At 63.7% G+C, this 16,513-nt stretch carries 11 protein-coding genes; 2 read left to right on the top strand and 9 right to left on the bottom strand.

Annotated features, from left to right (window positions below; translation table 11 throughout):
* The 4 genes from PHI64_RS14450 to glmU all read right to left on the bottom strand — a co-directional run.
* Window positions 1-660 (bottom strand): type I restriction endonuclease (locus tag PHI64_RS14450; RefSeq protein ID WP_299884006.1); only part of this gene is annotated, 660 nt, incomplete at its 3' end.
* A gap of 15 nt (window positions 661-675) precedes the next feature.
* Entirely contained in the window at window positions 676-885 is a 210-nt protein-coding gene (locus PHI64_RS14455) for a helix-turn-helix domain-containing protein (protein ID WP_050416254.1), read from the bottom strand.
* 234 nt (window positions 886-1,119) lie between these two features.
* Window positions 1,120-2,949, bottom strand: a complete 1,830-nt coding sequence (gene glmS / locus PHI64_RS14460; RefSeq protein ID WP_299884011.1) for a glutamine--fructose-6-phosphate transaminase (isomerizing) — start codon at window positions 2,947-2,949, stop codon at window positions 1,120-1,122.
* A 170-nt stretch (window positions 2,950-3,119) separates the two neighbouring features.
* Window positions 3,120-4,481 (bottom strand): bifunctional UDP-N-acetylglucosamine diphosphorylase/glucosamine-1-phosphate N-acetyltransferase GlmU, encoded by a 1,362-nt coding sequence (gene glmU / locus PHI64_RS14465; protein ID WP_299884013.1) that lies wholly within the window; start codon window positions 4,479-4,481, stop codon window positions 3,120-3,122.
* A gap of 205 nt (window positions 4,482-4,686) precedes the next feature.
* On the opposite strand from glmU, the gene PHI64_RS14470 reads away from it, so the two are divergent.
* Window positions 4,687-6,099 carry a bifunctional enoyl-CoA hydratase/phosphate acetyltransferase gene (locus tag PHI64_RS14470; protein ID WP_299884015.1) on the top strand — a complete coding sequence of 471 codons (1,413 nt, stop codon included), beginning with the start codon at window positions 4,687-4,689 and terminating at the stop codon, window positions 6,097-6,099.
* Window positions 6,096-7,295: an acetate/propionate family kinase gene (locus tag PHI64_RS14475; RefSeq protein ID WP_299884017.1), complete on the top strand. Its 1,200-nt coding sequence runs from the start codon at window positions 6,096-6,098 to the stop codon at window positions 7,293-7,295. The genes PHI64_RS14470 and PHI64_RS14475 overlap by 4 nt, the downstream gene beginning before the upstream one ends.
* A gap of 97 nt (window positions 7,296-7,392) precedes the next feature.
* Here PHI64_RS14475 and PHI64_RS14480 read toward each other — a convergent pair whose 3' ends face one another.
* The 5 genes from PHI64_RS14480 to PHI64_RS14500 form a co-directional block, all read right to left on the bottom strand.
* Window positions 7,393-8,856: a glutamate synthase subunit beta gene (locus PHI64_RS14480; RefSeq protein ID WP_299884019.1), complete on the bottom strand. Its 1,464-nt coding sequence runs from the start codon at window positions 8,854-8,856 to the stop codon at window positions 7,393-7,395.
* 1 nt (window position 8,857) lies between these two features.
* Window positions 8,858-13,534 (bottom strand): glutamate synthase-related protein, encoded by a 4,677-nt coding sequence (locus PHI64_RS14485; protein ID WP_299884021.1) that lies wholly within the window; start codon window positions 13,532-13,534, stop codon window positions 8,858-8,860.
* Between the two features lie 233 nt (window positions 13,535-13,767).
* On the bottom strand, window positions 13,768-14,892 hold the full coding sequence (locus tag PHI64_RS14490) for a deoxyguanosinetriphosphate triphosphohydrolase (protein WP_299884023.1): 1,125 nt from the start codon (window positions 14,890-14,892) through the stop codon (window positions 13,768-13,770).
* 16 nt (window positions 14,893-14,908) lie between these two features.
* Window positions 14,909-15,991, bottom strand: a complete 1,083-nt coding sequence (gene aroB / locus PHI64_RS14495; RefSeq protein WP_299884025.1) for a 3-dehydroquinate synthase — start codon at window positions 15,989-15,991, stop codon at window positions 14,909-14,911.
* On the bottom strand, window positions 15,979-16,506 hold the full coding sequence (locus PHI64_RS14500) for a shikimate kinase (protein ID WP_299884027.1): 528 nt from the start codon (window positions 16,504-16,506) through the stop codon (window positions 15,979-15,981). The genes aroB and PHI64_RS14500 overlap by 13 nt, the downstream gene beginning before the upstream one ends.
* Window positions 16,507-16,513: the final 7 nt, after the last annotated feature.

The raw sequence follows: 16,513 nt of genomic DNA on the forward strand, positions 1-16,513 counted from the left end.
ATCCTCCTCCGCCAAAAGCTGGCTGAGGTCCAGCGTTTCTTCTTCACGGAAATAGTTGAAGACGGGCGAGTCATAGGATGGGCTGGCATAAAACGCGCCTTCAATAGGCTGCGGCGAGCCGTCGTCGTACTCCATGTTGTTGGAGAAGACCATCAACTGCGTGATGTTGATGAAGCGCCGGAATTTTGGATTGCGGCTGCGCGTGATGATGCGGTTGCGCTCGGCCAGCACACCTTCGCGATTGTTGGGCTTCTTGACCTCGATAAAGGCCAGCGGCATGCCATTGATGAGCACGGTGATGTCGGGCCGGAACTCATCGTCGCCGTTCTTGCAGGTCAGTTCGGTAACGACGTGAAAGCTGTTGTTGTCGAAGTTCTCGAAGTCGATCAGACGGACGCCAGAACGCTCGCTAAGCCGATCATAGAAGGCTTTACCGAGGTCTTCGTTATCCAGCAGGAGTTTGACGTCGGCCAGCAATCGAGTGAGGTCTTCGGCACTCAAATCAGGATTGATGCGGGCAATGACTTCATTGAAAAGCGCGGGGAAGATATTGGTTTCATCGTCCCAGACAGCATTCTTGAGCGAGAGGTAACGGTAGCCAAGCCGGGCCAGATGCAGAATGCACGGAATCTTGACCCGTGAGTCTTCGCTGAAAATCATCAGTGCCGATCTCCCTTATTGTTCTTGTTGCACGGGGTTGCTTGAATCTTCATCCGCGCCACCGGTACGCACCCATTCATCGACCTCGGACAGCTGGAATTTCCAGAGCCGGCCAATCTTGTGTGCAGGCAAGCCTTTGCGCTCGCGCCAGCGATAGACAGTGTCTTTGACGACGCCCAGATGACGGGCAACATCAATGGCAGTGACCCACGGTTCGGAATTCATGGCATTGGCGCTCCGACTGAAGCCCTAAAGTCGTTTTAAATCGTCATCAGTCTAGCAGAGGCTGGTTTTAGTGGACTGACGACAACTCCTGCTTTCGGAGTTGGTTGGAACGTCAATTACGTGGACATCAAAAGCCTGCCATCCACCGATCAGACGTTAAAACGCCCGGCATGCCGGGCGTTTTAACGAAGCAATCGAACTTTCGACTTCAGCGACTCAGAACCTCAGCCCACCTCACTCCACCGTCACACTCTTCGCCAGGTTCCGCGGCTTGTCCACATCCGTACCCTTCACCAGCGCAGCGTGGTAGCTGAGCAGTTGCAGGGGGATGACGTGGAGGATGGGGGAGAGCATGCCGTAGTGTTCGGGCAGGTGCAGGATGTGCACGCCTTCGCTCTCGGGGATCTCGCTGCCGGCGTCGGCGAACACGTACAGCTCGCCGCCGCGGGCTTTGACTTCCTGCAGGTTGCTCTTGAGCTTTTCGAGCAGGCTGTCGTTGGGGGCCACGGAGATGACGGGCATGTCCTTGTCCACCAGGGCCAGGGGGCCGTGCTTGAGCTCGCCGGCGGGGTAGGCCTCGGCGTGGATGTAGGAGATTTCCTTGAGCTTGAGGGCGCCTTCGAGGGCGATGGGGTAGTGCTCGCCGCGGCCCAGGAAGAGGGCGTGCTGCTTGTCGGCGAAGCGCTGGGCCCAGCGTTCGATCTCGGGTTCGAGCTCGACGACCTTGGCGACGGCCACCGGGAGGTGGCGCAGCTGGGTGAGGTGCTCGGCTTCGGCGACTTCGCTGAGGTGGCCGTTGACCTTGGCCAGGGCCAGGGTGAGGAGGGCCAGGGCGGCGAGCTGGGTGGTGAAGGCCTTGGTGGAGGCGACGCCGATCTCGGGGCCGGCGCGGGTGACGAAGCGCAGGGCGGTTTCGCGGACGATGGCGGATTCGGGCACGTTGCAGATGGCCAGGGTCTTGGTCATGCCCAGGCCTTTGGCAAACTTGAGGGCGGCCAGGGTGTCGGCGGTTTCGCCGGACTGGGAGATGACGACGACCAGGGTGTCGGGGTCGGGCACGGATTCGCGGTAGCGGTATTCGCTGGCGATCTCGACGGTGCATTGCAGCTTGGCGACGGATTCGATCCAGTAGCGGGCGACGAGGCCGGCGTGGTAGCTGGTGCCGCAGGCGAGGATGAGGACGCGGCGGGTGGCGCCGAAGATGCCGACGGCGTCGGAGCCGAAGAGCTGGGGGGAGATGCCGCCGCCACCGGCGATCATTTCGAGGGTGTTGCCCAGGGCCTGGGGCTGCTCGAAGATCTCTTTCTGCATGTAGTGGCGGTATTTGCCCAGCTCGACGGCGTCGGCCGAGAGGCTGGAGATGTTGACCGGGCGCTCGACGGGGGTGCCGTCGGAGAGGGTGACGCGGAAGCCTTCGAGGGTCAGCTCGGCCACGTCGCCGTCTTCCAGGTACACCACTTTGCGGGTGACCTGCAGCAGGGCGGCGGTGTCGGAGGCGGCGTAGTGGCCGTCTTCGCCGATGCCCAGGAGCAGGGGCGAGCCCTTGCGGGCGACGATGGCGCGGTTGGGTTCGGCTTCGCTGACCACGCCGATGGCGTAGGCGCCGATCAGCTGGTTGATGGTGACGCGCACGGCCTCGAAGAGGTCGGGGGTGGTCTTGAGGGTGTCGTGGAGCAGGTGGGCGATGGCCTCGGTGTCGGTGTCGGAGGTGAAGGCGTAACCCTTGGCCTGCAGGGTGCTGCGCAGGGCTTCGAAGTTCTCGATGATGCCGTTGTGGACGACGGCGAGGCCGGCGGAGATGTGGGGGTGGGCGTTGCGCTCGCAGGGCACGCCGTGGGTGGCCCAGCGGGTGTGGGCGATGCCGATTTCGGCGGCCAGCCCGGTGGCGTCGGCCTGGGCGGTGAGTTCGGCGACGCGGCCGACGGCGCGCAGGCGCTGGAGCTGGCCGTCCTTGAGCACGGCCAGCCCGGCGGAGTCATAGCCCCGGTATTCCAGCTTGCGCAGGCCTTCGAGCAGTACGGGGACGATGTTGCGACGGGCAATAGCGGTAACGATGCCACACATGGTGGGGGCCTTTCAGATGTTGGGTGTTGTCAGGGCAAGACGAGGGGGGCGCCGTCGGCCTCGCGTAGGGGCGACTTCAGTCGCCCGCGGACTTTGATCGGCGGCATGCCTGCAAGGGACGCGGGGTGGGCGACTGAAGTCGCCCCTACAGGTGCCCCCAAGGGAAAGCTTCACTTCTTGATCTTCACCGGGCGTTGCCAGCCGGCCAGGGACATCTGCCGGGCGCGGGAGACGGTGAGCTGGTCGGCGGGGGCGTCCTTGGTGAGGGTGGTGCCGGCGCCGAGGGTGGCGCCCTTGCCGACGCGCACGGGGGCGACGAGCTGGGTGTCGGAGCCGATGAAGACGTCGTCTTCGATGATGGTGCGGAACTTGTTGGCGCCGTCGTAGTTGCAGGTGATGGTGCCGGCGCCCACATTGACGCGCTGGCCGATGTCGGCGTCGCCCACGTAGGCCAGGTGGTTGGCCTTGGAGTGGTCGGCGATCACGCTGTTCTTCACTTCCACAAAGTTGCCCAGGTGCACGTCATTGCCAAGCACGGTGCCGGGGCGGGTGCGGGCGTAGGGGCCGATGACGCAGGCTTCGCCCATGGTGGTGTCTTCGATCTGGGAGAAGGCGGCCACGCGGGTGCCGGCGCCCAGGGTGGCGTTGCGCACGATGCAGTTGGCGCCGATGCGTACGCCGTCGCCCAGCACGACCTTGCCTTCGAAGATGCAGTTGATGTCGATCTCCACGTCGCGGCCGCATTCGAGGGTGCCGCGCACGTCGAGGCGGGCCGGGTCGATGAGGGTGACGCCGGCATCGGTGAGGCGGCGGGCGATGTTGCGCTGGTGGATGCGTTCGAGTTCGGCGAGCTGGGTCTTGTTGTTCACCCCGAGGGTTTCCTCGACGGCGTCGGGCTGGGTGGTGATGACCGCCAGGCCGTCGGCCACGGCCATGGCGATGATGTCGGTGAGGTAGTACTCGCCCTGGGCGTTGTCGTTGGTGAGATTGCCCAGCCACTGGCGCAGGCGGGCCACGGGGGCGGCGAGGATGCCGGTGTTCACTTCCGTCACCCGGCGCTCGTCGGGGGTGGCGTCCTTCTCTTCGACGATGCGTGTGACCTTGCCGGTGGCGTCGCGCAGGATGCGGCCGTAGCCGGTGGGGTTGTCCATGGACACGGTGAGCAGCGCCAGGCTGGAACCCCCCGCGGCGGCCACGAGGCGCTGCAGGGTGGGCACGCCGATGAGGGGCACGTCGCCGTAGAGGATCAGGGCGATGTCGCCGTCTTCCACCAGGGGCATGGCTTGCTGCACGGCATGACCGGTGCCCTGGGGCGGGTCTTGCCGGGCCCAGGCCAGGTCGGGGGCGTCGAGGGCATCACGCACCACCTCGCCACCGTGGCCATACACCACCACGATACGGCGTGCTTCAAGGGTGCGGGCGGTATCCAGAACGTGTGCCAGCATCGGCTTGGCAGCCAGCGGCTGCAAAACCTTGGGCAACACCGAACGCATGCGCTTACCTTGGCCGGCGGCCAGTACGATCACTTCCATAAGAGCCCTTGATAGGGTGAGATGACATTCCGGCAAATTCTAACATGGGGCATTTTTGAGCCTTTGCGGCGCAGTTCTCGGACTACATACGCCCACAAAGTCCGCACGGGTGATGCAATGCAACACTCCTTTGATCTAATACTAAAGTTCCCCAAGGCTACTTCCGTAGAATTGCTCATGCTGCATTGCAACTTCAGGACACACCATGACAACCGACACTAGCGATTTCATCCAGAACCGCACCTTTGACGAGATCGCCGTGGGCGACTCCGCGCTACTGGTTCGCACCCTTCGCCCCGAAGACATCCATCTGTTCGCTGTGATGTCGGGCGACGTGAACCCAACCCATGTGGACCCGGAATTTGCCCGTTCGAGCCAGTTCCGCGAGGTGGTCGGCCACTCCATGTGGGGCAGCGTGCTCATCTCATCCATCCTCGGTACCGAGTTTCCCGGGCCGGGCACCGTATACGTGGGCCAGACCCTCAAGTTCTGGCGGCCCATCACGATTGGCGACACCCTCACCGTCACCATCACCTGCACCCAGCGCTTCGAGCACAACCACCATCTGCTGCTCGACTGCCAGTGCATAAACCAGGACGGGCTGAAGGTCATCGACGGCACTGCCGAGGTGATGGCCCCCACCGAGAAGGTCAAGCGCCCGCGCATGGCCCTGCCGGAGGTCACCATCTCCGACCGCCAGCAGCGTTACCTGCACGTGCTGGAGATGACCAAGGGCATGGAGCCGGTTCCCATCGCGGTGGCCCACCCCTGCGACACCGAATCCCTGCGCGGCCCCATCCAGGCCCGCGATGCCGGACTGGTGATCCCGGTGCTGGTTGGCCCGGAGAACAAGATCCGTGAGGTCGCCGAGCGTGAGCACATCGACCTGCGCGGCGTGCGCATCGTTGACGTGCCCCACAGCCACGCCTCGGCCGAGACGGCCGTGCGCCTGGCCCGCTGCGGCGAGGTGGAGGCCCTGATGAAGGGCTCCCTGCACACCGACGAGCTGATGAGCGAGGTGGTTGCCAAGGAAACCGGCCTGCGCACGGCAAGACGACTGTCCCATGTGTTCATGGCCGACGTGCCGACCTACCCCCATCCGCTGCTGATCACCGACGCGGCGATCAACATCGAACCAACCTTGGCCGACAAGGTGCACATCATCCAGAACGCCATCGAACTGGCGATCATGATGGGCGTGCCCGAACCGAAGGTGGCCATTTTGTCGGCAGTCGAAACGGTGAATGAAAAAATCCGCTCGACGCTTGATGCTGCTGCCCTGTGCAAGATGGCCGATCGCGGCCAGATCAAGGGCGGCCTGCTGGATGGCCCGCTGGCCTTCGACAATGCGGTGTCCCTGGTAGCCGCCAAGACCAAGGGCATCCGCTCGGCCGTGGCCGGCCAGGCGGACATTCTGGTGGTGCCTGACCTGGAGTCCGGCAACATGGTGGCCAAACAGCTCGAATATCTCGCCGACGCCCTGATGGCCGGCGTGGTGCTGGGCGCCCGCGTCCCCATCGTGCTCACCAGCCGTGCCGATACCGCCGAAACCCGAACCGCCTCCTGTGCCATCGCACAGCTCATGGCCCACAAACGTCGCCTTGGAGTCCGTCTATGAAAGCCGTCCTGATCCTCAACGCGGGGTCTTCGAGCCTGAAGTTTGCCCTCTTCCCCATGACCCCGCGCCTGGCCGATACGCCGCGCCTGTCGGGCCAGGTGGAAGGCATCGGCGCCGAACCCCTGATGCACGCCAAGGACACCCACACCGGCGAACGTTTCACCGAGGCGCTCAGCGTGCCGGAAGGGACCGACCAGAACGGCCAGCACCGCCTGGCCCTGGAGTTCATCTTCGACTGGATCAACCGCCACAGCCCAGGCGTGGAGATCGTGGCCGCCGGCCATCGCATCGTCCACGGGGGTGATCATTACGGCGCGCCGGTGATGCTGACGCCCGAGCTGGTTACCGAACTTGAAGGACTGATCCCCCTGGCCCCCCTGCATCAACCGCACAACCTGCGCGCCATCAAGCTGCTCTTCGGGCTGATGCCCAATGTGCGCCAGGTCGGCTGCTTCGACACTGCCTTCCACCGTACCCGCCTGCCGGTGGCGAGCCGCTTTCCCATCCCCCGTGCGTTGAGCAACGAGGGCATCAAGCGCTACGGCTTCCACGGTCTCTCCTACGAATTCGTATCGCGCCAGCTGCCCGATCTGCTGGGTGAAGAGAAAGCGCGGAGCGGCATCGTCATCGCCCACCTGGGCAATGGCGCAAGCATGTGCGCCCTGCGGGACGGCCAGTCACGGGACACCAGCATGGGCTTCACCGCGGTGGACGGCCTGATGATGGGCACCCGCACCGGAAGCCTGGACCCGGGTGTGATCCTGCATCTGGTCGAGCAAAAGGGGATGGACGCCAAAGCCCTGAGCAATCTGCTCTACAAGCAGTCGGGCCTGCTCGGCGTCTCCGGCCTGAGCCAGGACATGCGCGCCCTGCTGGAGTCGGATGAGGAATCCGCGAAGGAGGCCATTGAACTGTTCTGCTACCGCGCTGCCTGCATGATCGGCCAGCTCAGCATGGCTGCCGGCGGGCTTGAGGCCCTGGTATTTACCGGTGGCATCGGCGAACACGCAGCGCCGGTGCGTGCCCGCATTGCCGAATGGTTGGCATGGACGGGGCTGTCTCTCTACCCTGCCGCCAACGAACGCCACGCCACCCGCATCCACGCCAGGGACAGCAAGATCGAAGTGCTGGTGGTACCCACCAATGAGGAATGGATGATCGGCCACCATGCGGTGAATCTGCTGGGCCTCGGCTAGCACAGGCGCTGGCCGGACATCGCTTACCCGGCCACACACCCCGCTCAAACAAAAAGGCCCGGAGAACCGGGCCTTTTTGCTGGGTGCCTGTTTCTGATCAGCGCGGCAGGACGCTGCTGCCCATCAGGAAGCTGTCCACCTCGCGGGCGGCCTGACGGCCTTCGCGGATGGCCCACACCACCAGGGACTGACCACGGCGCACGTCGCCGGCAGCAAAGACCTTGGCCACGTTGGTGGCATAACAGCCTTCACCGTCGGTGCTTGCCTTGGCATTGCCGCGGGCATCCTTGTCGACACCGAAAGCCTCCAGCAGAGAGGCCACCGGATTGGTGAAGCCCATGGCGAACAGCACCAGATCGGCCGGCAGCTCACGCTCGGAGCCCGGAACTTCAGACGGCTTGCCATCCTTCCATTCGAGTTCGACGGTACGCAGGGCCTTGACCTTGCCGTTCTCGCCGATGAACTCCTTGGTGGACACGGCGAACTCGCGGCTGCAGCCTTCTTCGTGGGAAGAAGAGGTGCGCAGCTTGATCGGCCAGTAGGGCCAGGTCAGCGGACGGTTCTCTTCTTTCGGCGGCTCGGGCATGACTTCGAACTGGGTCACGGATGCCGCACCATGGCGGTTGGAAGTGCCCACGCAGTCGGAACCGGTGTCGCCGCCGCCGATCACGATGACATGCTTGCCGGTGGCGGAGATGGGGTTCTTGTCGTCGCCAGCCACTTCCTTGTTCTGGGGCACCAGCAGCTCAAGCGCAAAATGCACGCCGGCCAGCTCGCGGCCCGGAACAGGCAGATCACGGGGCACTTCGGAGCCCGCGGCCAGGATCACCGCATCGAACTCGGACTTGAGCTGGTCAGCGGTCACCACTTCGACGGCATCGTCGTTGATACCGGTAACGCCCGGCTTGGTGCCGACACAGACCTTGGTGCGGAAGGTGACGCCTTCAGCCTCCATCTGCGCGACGCGACGGTCGATGTGGGACTTCTCCATCTTGAAGTCGGGGATGCCGTAACGCAGCAGGCCACCGATGCGGGAGCTCTTCTCGAACACGGTCACGTCGTGGCCGACACGGGCCAGCTGCTGGGCCGCGGCCAGGCCAGCGGGGCCGGAGCCAACCACGGCAACCTTCTTGCCGGTCTTGACGGCGGCGGGCTGGGGCTTGACCCAGCCGTTCTCCCAGGCCTTGTCGATGATGGCGTGCTCGATCGACTTGATGCCCACGGCATCGGTATTGATGTTCAGCGTACAGGCGGCCTCGCACGGGGCGGGACAGATCCGGCCGGTGAAATCCGGGAAGTTGTTGGTGGAGTGCAGAACCGCGATGGCCTCCTGCCAGTTGCCCCGGAAAACCAGGTCATTCCAGTCGGGAATGATGTTGTTCACCGGGCAGCCGTTGTTGCAGAAGGGCACGCCACAGTCCATGCAGCGGGCGCCCTGCTTGGCGGCCTCGTCGTCGCTCAGGTGCTCGACGAACTCCTTGTAGTGCTTGAGACGCTGCTCGACCGGGGCATAGGCCTCGGAAAGACGCTGGTACTCGAGAAATCCAGTTGGCTTGCCCATGTTACGCGGCCTCCAGTTCTTTCTGTTGTTGCGCGGCCATCTCGGCCAGCGCGCGACGGTATTCGTGCGGCATCACCTTGACGAACTTGGCTCGGTAGGTGGCCCAGTCGGCAAGAATGGACTTGGCGCGCTCGCTGCCGGTGTAGGTGGCGTGACGTTCGATCAGCATCTTGAGCAGGGCTTCGTCGGCCATGCCCAGGTGACGCACATCGACGCGGCCGTGGGATTCGAGCTCGTCGCCGGACTCGGAACCCTTGCGGGCTTCGATTTCTTCCTCGACCGGCTCCAGGGCCACCTGGGCCATGTTGCAGCGGGATTCGAAAGTGCCGTCTTCGTCGAACACGTAGGCCACGCCGCCGGACATGCCTGCCGCGAAGTTGCGGCCGGTCATGCCCAGCACCACCACGGTGCCGCCGGTCATGTACTCGCAACCGTGGTCGCCCACGCCTTCCACCACGGTGGTGGCGCCGGAGTTACGCACGGCAAAACGCTCGCCGCCGACACCTGCAAAGTAGGCTTCACCTTCGGTGGCACCGTACAGAACGGTGTTGCCGATGATGATGTTGCTCGGCGTATCGCCACGGAAACCCGCCGCCGGACGCACGATGATGCGGCCACCGGAGAGGCCCTTGCCCACGTAGTCGTTACCTTCACCCACCAGTTCGAGGGTCAGGCCACGGGACAGGAAAGCAGCGAAGCTCTGGCCGGCGGTGCCGTTGAGGCGGATATGCACGGTGTCGTCAGGCAGGCCTGCGTGACCGTACTTGGCTGCGAAACGCCCGGACAGCATGGCGCCGACGGTGCGGTTGATATTGCGCACGGGGATCTCGAAGGAGACCTTCTCGCCGTTCTCGAGAGCCGGCTTGGCCAGCTCGATGAGCTTGTTGTCCAGCGCCTTGGCCAGGTTGTGGTCCTGGGTTTCGGTGTGGATGCGCGGCACATCGGCGGGCACGTTGGGCATGTGGAAGATGCGGCTGTAGTCCAGACCGCGGGCCTTCCAGTGCTCGATGCCGGCACGCATGTCGAGGAGGTCGGCACGGCCGATCAGGTCATCGAACTTGCGGACGCCCAGCTGGGCCATCAGCTCGCGGACTTCTTCGGCAATGAAGAAGAAGAAGTTGACCACGTGCTCGGGCTGACCGGAGAAGCGCTTGCGCAAGGTCGGATCCTGAGTGGCCACACCCACCGGACAGGTGTTGAGGTGGCACTTGCGCATCATGATGCAGCCTTCGACCACCAGCGGAGCGGTGGCAAAGCCGAATTCATCCGCCCCCAGCAGGGCGCCGATGACCACGTCGCGACCGGTCTTGATCTGGCCGTCCACCTGCACGCGGATACGGCTGCGCAGACGGTTGAGGACCAGGGTCTGCTGGGTTTCGGCCAGGCCGAGCTCCCACGGCGAACCGGCGTGCTTGATGGAGGACCAGGGCGAGGCACCGGTGCCGCCATCGTGACCGGCGATCACCACGTGGTCGGCCTTGGCCTTGGCCACACCGGCCGCCACGGTACCCACACCCACTTCGGACACCAGCTTGACGGAGATATCCGCCACGGGGTTGGTGTTCTTCAGGTCGTGGATCAGCTGGGCCAGATCTTCGATGGAGTAGATGTCGTGGTGCGGCGGGGGCGAAATCAGGCCGACGCCGGGCACGGAGTGACGCAGGAAACCGATGTACTCGGAGACCTTGTGACCGGGCAGCTGACCGCCTTCACCGGGCTTGGCACCCTGGGCCATCTTGATCTGGATCTGGTCGGCATTGACCAGATATTCGGTGGTGACACCGAAACGGCCGGACGCCACCTGCTTGATCGAGGAGCGCAGGCTGTCGCCGGCCTGCAGCTCGATGTCGCGCTCGATGCGGCTGGCGCCGATGATCTCGGACAGCTTGGTCGGCTGGGCGATGGGGATGAAACGCTTCGGATCTTCGCCGCCTTCACCGGTGTTCGACTTGCCGCCGATGCGGTTCATGGCGATGGCCAGCGTGGTGTGGGCTTCGGTGGAGATGGAGCCCAGGGACATGGCGCCGGTGGCAAAGCGCTTGACGATCTCCTTGGCGGGTTCGACCTCTTCCAGCGGCACGGGGGTGCCGGCGGGCTTGAGCTCGAACAGGCCGCGCAGGGTCATGTGGCGCTTGCTCTGATCATTGATGATCTTGGCGTATTCCTTGTAGGTGTCGAACTTGCCGGAGCGGGTGGAATGCTGCAGCTTGGCAATGGCGTCCGGCGTCCACATGTGCTCGTCGCCGCGGATACGGTAGGCGTAGTCGCCGCCGGCATCGAGCATGTTGGCCAGCACAGGGTCGGCACTGAAGGCCTGCTGGTGAAGGCGGATGGCCTCGTCCATGACCTCGAACACGCCGATCCCCTCGACCTGCGAGGAGGTGCCGGTGAAGTACTTCTCGATCAGCCCCTTCTGCAGGCCGATGGCTTCGAAGATCTGCGCGCCGGTGTAGGACATGAAGGTGGAGATGCCCATCTTGGACATGACCTTCATGAGGCCCTTGCCGACACCCTTGATGAAGTGCTTGGTGTACTTTTCGGCGGTCTCTGCATCGCCACCGGCGATCTGGGCCAGGGTTTCCAGGGCCAGATAGGGGTGGACGGCTTCGGCACCGTAGCCGGCCAGCACGGCAAAGTGGTGGGTTTCCCGGGCGGAGCCGGTTTCCACGACCAGGCCGGTGCGGGTGCGCAGGCCCTTGGTCACCAGGTGCTGATGAACCGCAGAGGTTGCAAGCAGGGCCGGGATGGCCACGTGCATGGCATCCACCTTACGGTCGGAGATGATCAGGATGTTGGAGCCGCTGAGCACCGCGTTCTCGGCTTCCGCGCACAGGGAGGCCAGGCGGGCTTCGACGCCCTCCTTGCCCCAGGCCAGCGGGTAGCAGATATCCAGCTCGGCAGAGCGGAACTTGTTCTCGGTATAACGGGCGATCTCCCGCAGCTTCGCCATGTCGGAGAAGGTCAGCACCGGCTGGGGAACTTCCAGGCGGTACGGGGGGTTGATCTCGTTGATGCCGAGCAGGTTGGGGCGCGGGCCGACGAAGGACACCAACGACATGACCAGTTGTTCGCGGATCGGGTCGATCGGCGGGTTGGTCACCTGAGCGAAGAGCTGGCGGAAGTAGTTGTAGATCGGCTTGGACTTGGCGGACAGCACGGCCAGCGGGCTGTCGTTGCCCATGGAGCCGGTGGACTCTTCACCGCTCTTGGCCATCGGTTCAAGGATGAACTTGACGTCTTCCTGGGTGTAGCCGAAGGCCTGCTGACGATCCAGCAGGGATGCTGCGTACTCGGGGGCCACTGCGCTCTCCGGCTCGGCACAGGTGTCGAGACGGATGTTGATGCGGCTGATCCACTCCTGGTAGGGCTTGGCGGCGGCAAGGGAATCCTTGATTTCCTTGTCGTCGATGATGCGGCCCTGCTCCATGTCGATCAGGAACATCTTGCCCGGCTGGAGGCGCCACTTCTTGACGATTTTCTCGTCAGGGAAGGGCAGCACGCCGGACTCGGAGGCCATGACCACGTAGTCGTCGTCGGTGACGAAGTAACGGGCGGGGCGCAGACCGTTGCGGTCGAGGGTGGCGCCAATCTGACGACCGTCGGTGAAGGCCACGGCGGCGGGGCCGTCCCACGGCTCCATCATGGCGGCGTGATACTCGTAGAAGGCGCGGCGCTTCTGGTCCATGAGGGTGTGGGATTCCCAGGCTTCGGGGATCATCATCATCATGGCGTGGGCCAGGGAGTAACCGCTCATTACCAGCAGTTCGAGGGCGTTGTCGAAAGACGCCGAGTCGGACTGACCCGGGTAGATCAACGGCCACAGTTTCTGCAGGTCATCACCCAGCAACGGAGAGTGGGTACCCTTCTCGCGGGCGCGCATCCAGTTGTAGTTGCCGCGTACGGTGTTGATTTCGCCGTTGTGGGCGATGTAGCGGAACGGATGGGCCAGATGCCAAGTGGGGAAGGTGTTGGTGGAGAAGCGTTGGTGCACCAGGGCCAGCGCGGAAACACAGCGCGGATCCTGGAGGTCGAGGTAATACTGGCCAACCTGATCGGCGAGCAGCAGACCTTTGTAGTTGATGGTCCGCGCCGACATGGACGGCGTATAGAACTCCTTGGAGTGCTTGAGCTTGAGGCTGCCAATGGCATTGGCGGCGCGGCGACGGATCACGTACAGTTTGCGCTCAAGGGCCTCGGTCACCATCACGTCGGGGCCACGACCGATGAAGACCTGACGGATCACCGGCTCCTTGGCCTTGACGGTCGGCGACATGGGCATGGCCGGGTCGGTGGGCACATCACGCCAGCCGAGCACGACCTGGCCTTCGGCACGGGCAGCACGCTCGATTTCGTCCTGACAGGCGAGGCGCGAAGCGTGCTCCTTCGGCAGGAAGACCATGCCGACACCGTAATCGCCAGCGGGCGGCAACGTCACGCCCTGCTTGGCCATTTCCTCGCGGAAAAGGGTATCCGGAATCTGGATCAGGATACCGGCACCGTCGCCCTGCAACGGGTCGGCGCCAACAGCACCCCGGTGATCCAGGTTTTTGAGGATCTCGAGACCTTGATTTACGATCTCGTGAGTTCGGTTGCCCTTGATATGTGCAATGAAGCCGACACCACAGGCGTCATGTTCGTTGGCGGGGTCGTAAAGACCCTGCTCCAGGGGAAGATCCATCTTGTTTTTCCTCGACACAACACACACCGGCGCTAGCATTCCTGCGGCGCCGGACATTCAAACTGCGGAAAGTCGCCCCGTCCGAACCGTGAAAAAGCCGGCGGATGCTGGCCAGCCGGCTACGCTCGATCCCGGCGAGGAGACCGTTCAAACACATTGGGCGAGGGTCGAATATACCGCCGCAGGCGCCCGTTCTTCAAGGAATTTTTGCGCTGCCGCATGGCAGCTGCGGCTCAATGGATCTCGCCGACGGCAAACAGGCGCCGATGCTCCCGCATCGCATAGCGATCGGTCATTCCGGCGATGTAGTCGGCAATGGCACGCGGCTTGTCGATCCGGGCCATCAGCTGGTACTGGGGCGGCAACAGACGGGGATCGTTCATGAACGCCCCGAAAAGATCCTGGATGATGCGCCTGGCCTTGTCGGTCATGCGCAGCACCTGGTAGTGGTGATAGAGGTTGTCCCGCAGAAAGGTCTTGAGGACGCGCAGCGCTGGCAGGAGATCGGGGCTGTAAGCCACGAGGCGCGGAGCAGCCCTGACTTCATCGAGGGAGCCTACGCCGGCAGCGGCGATATTGCGATGGGTCTGCTCGATCAGGTCCACTGCCATCATGTTGATCATGCGCCGGATGGTTTCGTGAATCAGCCGCCGACCGCTGATGCCGGGATAGGCCTCCTCGACGACCTGGCGCTTGAGCGCGAAGATCGGCACGGCTTCGAGTTGTTCGAGCGTGATCAGGCCGGAACGCAGGCCATCGTCGACATCGTGGTTGTTGTAGGCAATCTCGTCCGCCAGATTGGCCAGCTGGGCCTCCAGGGAGGGCTGACGCCCCTCGAGAAAACGCCGGCCGATGTCACCGAGCAGTTCGGCATTTTTGGGAGAACAATGCTTGAGAATGCCTTCCCGGGTTTCATGCATGAGGTTGAGGCCGTTGAATTCGGCGTAACTTTCCTCAAGCAGATCCACGGTGCGGAGGGACTGGAGATTGTGCTCGAAGCCGCCGAAGTCCTTCATGCAGGCATTGAGGGCTTCCTGACCGGCATGACCGAAGGGGGTGTGACCGAGGTCATGGGAGAGGGCGACAGCCTCGGCCAGATCCTCGTTGAGTTGCAGGGCCCGGGCAATGGAACGGGTGATCTGGGCAACTTCGATGCTGTGGGTCAGACGGGTTCGGAACAGATCTCCTTCGTGATTCACAAACACCTGTGTCTTGTACTCCAGCCGCCGGAACGCGGTGCTGTGCACGATGCGGTCCCGGTCACGCTGAAACTCGCCCCGGGCCGTAGGGGGAGCCTCAGCAAGCTGGCGGCCCCGGCTGTTGGCTTCAGTGACGGCGTAGGATGCGAGCTGAGTCATGGCTGCGCAACCGCGCCTAGGCGCAGCACGCCTCGATGCTGGCCCGCATCTGCGCAGGCGTCGCCTCGGCGCTGATCACCGCGCGCCCCAGGCCCTTCAGGAGCACGAGCCGGAGCGTGCCGTCCGACACCTTCTTGTCGTGGGACATGAGCTCCAGGTAGCGATCGGCACCGAGCGCCGGCCCAAGCACCGGCAGCCCGGCGCGCTCGTGAATGAGCCGGATGCGGGCCACATCGGCGTCGCCGAGCCAGCCCATTCGCCGGGAAAGATCGGCGGCCATGATGGTGCCGGCGGCCACGGCCTCGCCGTGCAGCCACTCGCCGTAGCCCATCCCCGTCTCGATGGCGTGGCCAAAGGTGTGACCGAGATTGAGGGTAGCCCGCTCACCCTGCTCGGTTTCATCAGCAGCAACCACTTCGGCCTTGTTGCGGCAGGAGCGCTCAACCGCCTCCGCAAGCGCTTCAGGGTCTCTTGCGAGGAGGCTGTCCAGGTGGGACTCGATCCATTCGAGGAAGGGCAGGTCACGGATCAGGCCGTATTTGATGACTTCCGCAAGCCCCGCCCTGAGCTCCCGATCAGGCAGGGTATTGAGCACGCGAGTATCAGCCAGCACCAGTCGGGGCTGATAAAAGGCACCAATCATGTTCTTGCCGAGGGGATGATTGATGGCGGTCTTCCCACCCACCGAAGAATCCACCTGGGACAGCAGCGTTGTCGGCACCTGGATGAAGGGCACGCCACGCTGATAGGTCGCGGCGGCAAATCCCACCATATCACCGACAACACCTCCGCCCAGGGCAATGAGAGTTGTGCTGCGGTCACAGCGCGCCGCCAGCAGCCCGTCGAAGATGAGGTTGAGGGTCGGCCAGTCCTTGTTGGCCTCGCCATCCGGCAGAACGATCTCGGTTACCTGCAGCCCCAGGGCATGCAGGTCTGCCACGAAGGGTGCAAGGTAGAGTGGCCCGACCACATCATTGGTGATCACCGCAACTCGCTTTGTTTTCAGGTAAGGCAGGAGGAGGGCTGGGTCGCCCACCAGCCCGGCACCGATACGGATCGGATAGCTGCGCTCGGCAAGCTCTACATTCAGTGTGCGCATAGGATCTGCAGTTCTTTCTCGATCATCCGGACCATGGCGTGGGGCGTTCCCCGCCCACCCTCGACGATGATGTGTGCGGCTTCGCGGTAAAGAGGATCACGGGCGACATAAAGCTGCTGGAGCCGCCCCCGCGGATCGGGAACCTGCAGCAACGGACGGCTGCGGTCGTGACGGGTGCGCTCCCACAGGATGTGCGGAGGCACGTTGAGGTAGATCACCACGCCGCGCCCCGAGAGCAATTCACGGTTGGTGGGGCTGATCACCGCCCCACCACCCGTGGCCAGCACCAGGCCAGCCTCTTGGGTGAGAGCATCGAGGGTACAGGTCTCGCGCTTGCGAAAGCCCTCCTCACCCTCGATCTCGAAAATTGTCGGGATCTTGACGCCAGTGCGCAGCTCGATCTCGTGATCACTGTCTACAAACCGAAGGCCGAGACGCTTGGCAAGCTCTCGGCCTACGGTTGTCTTGCCGGAACCGGGCATTCCGACAAGGACGATACATTTCGGATGATTCATGCCCCGC

The sequence above is a fragment of the Zoogloea sp. genome (genome assembly GCF_028689785.1).
Lineage (GTDB): Bacteria > Pseudomonadota > Gammaproteobacteria > Burkholderiales > Rhodocyclaceae > Zoogloea.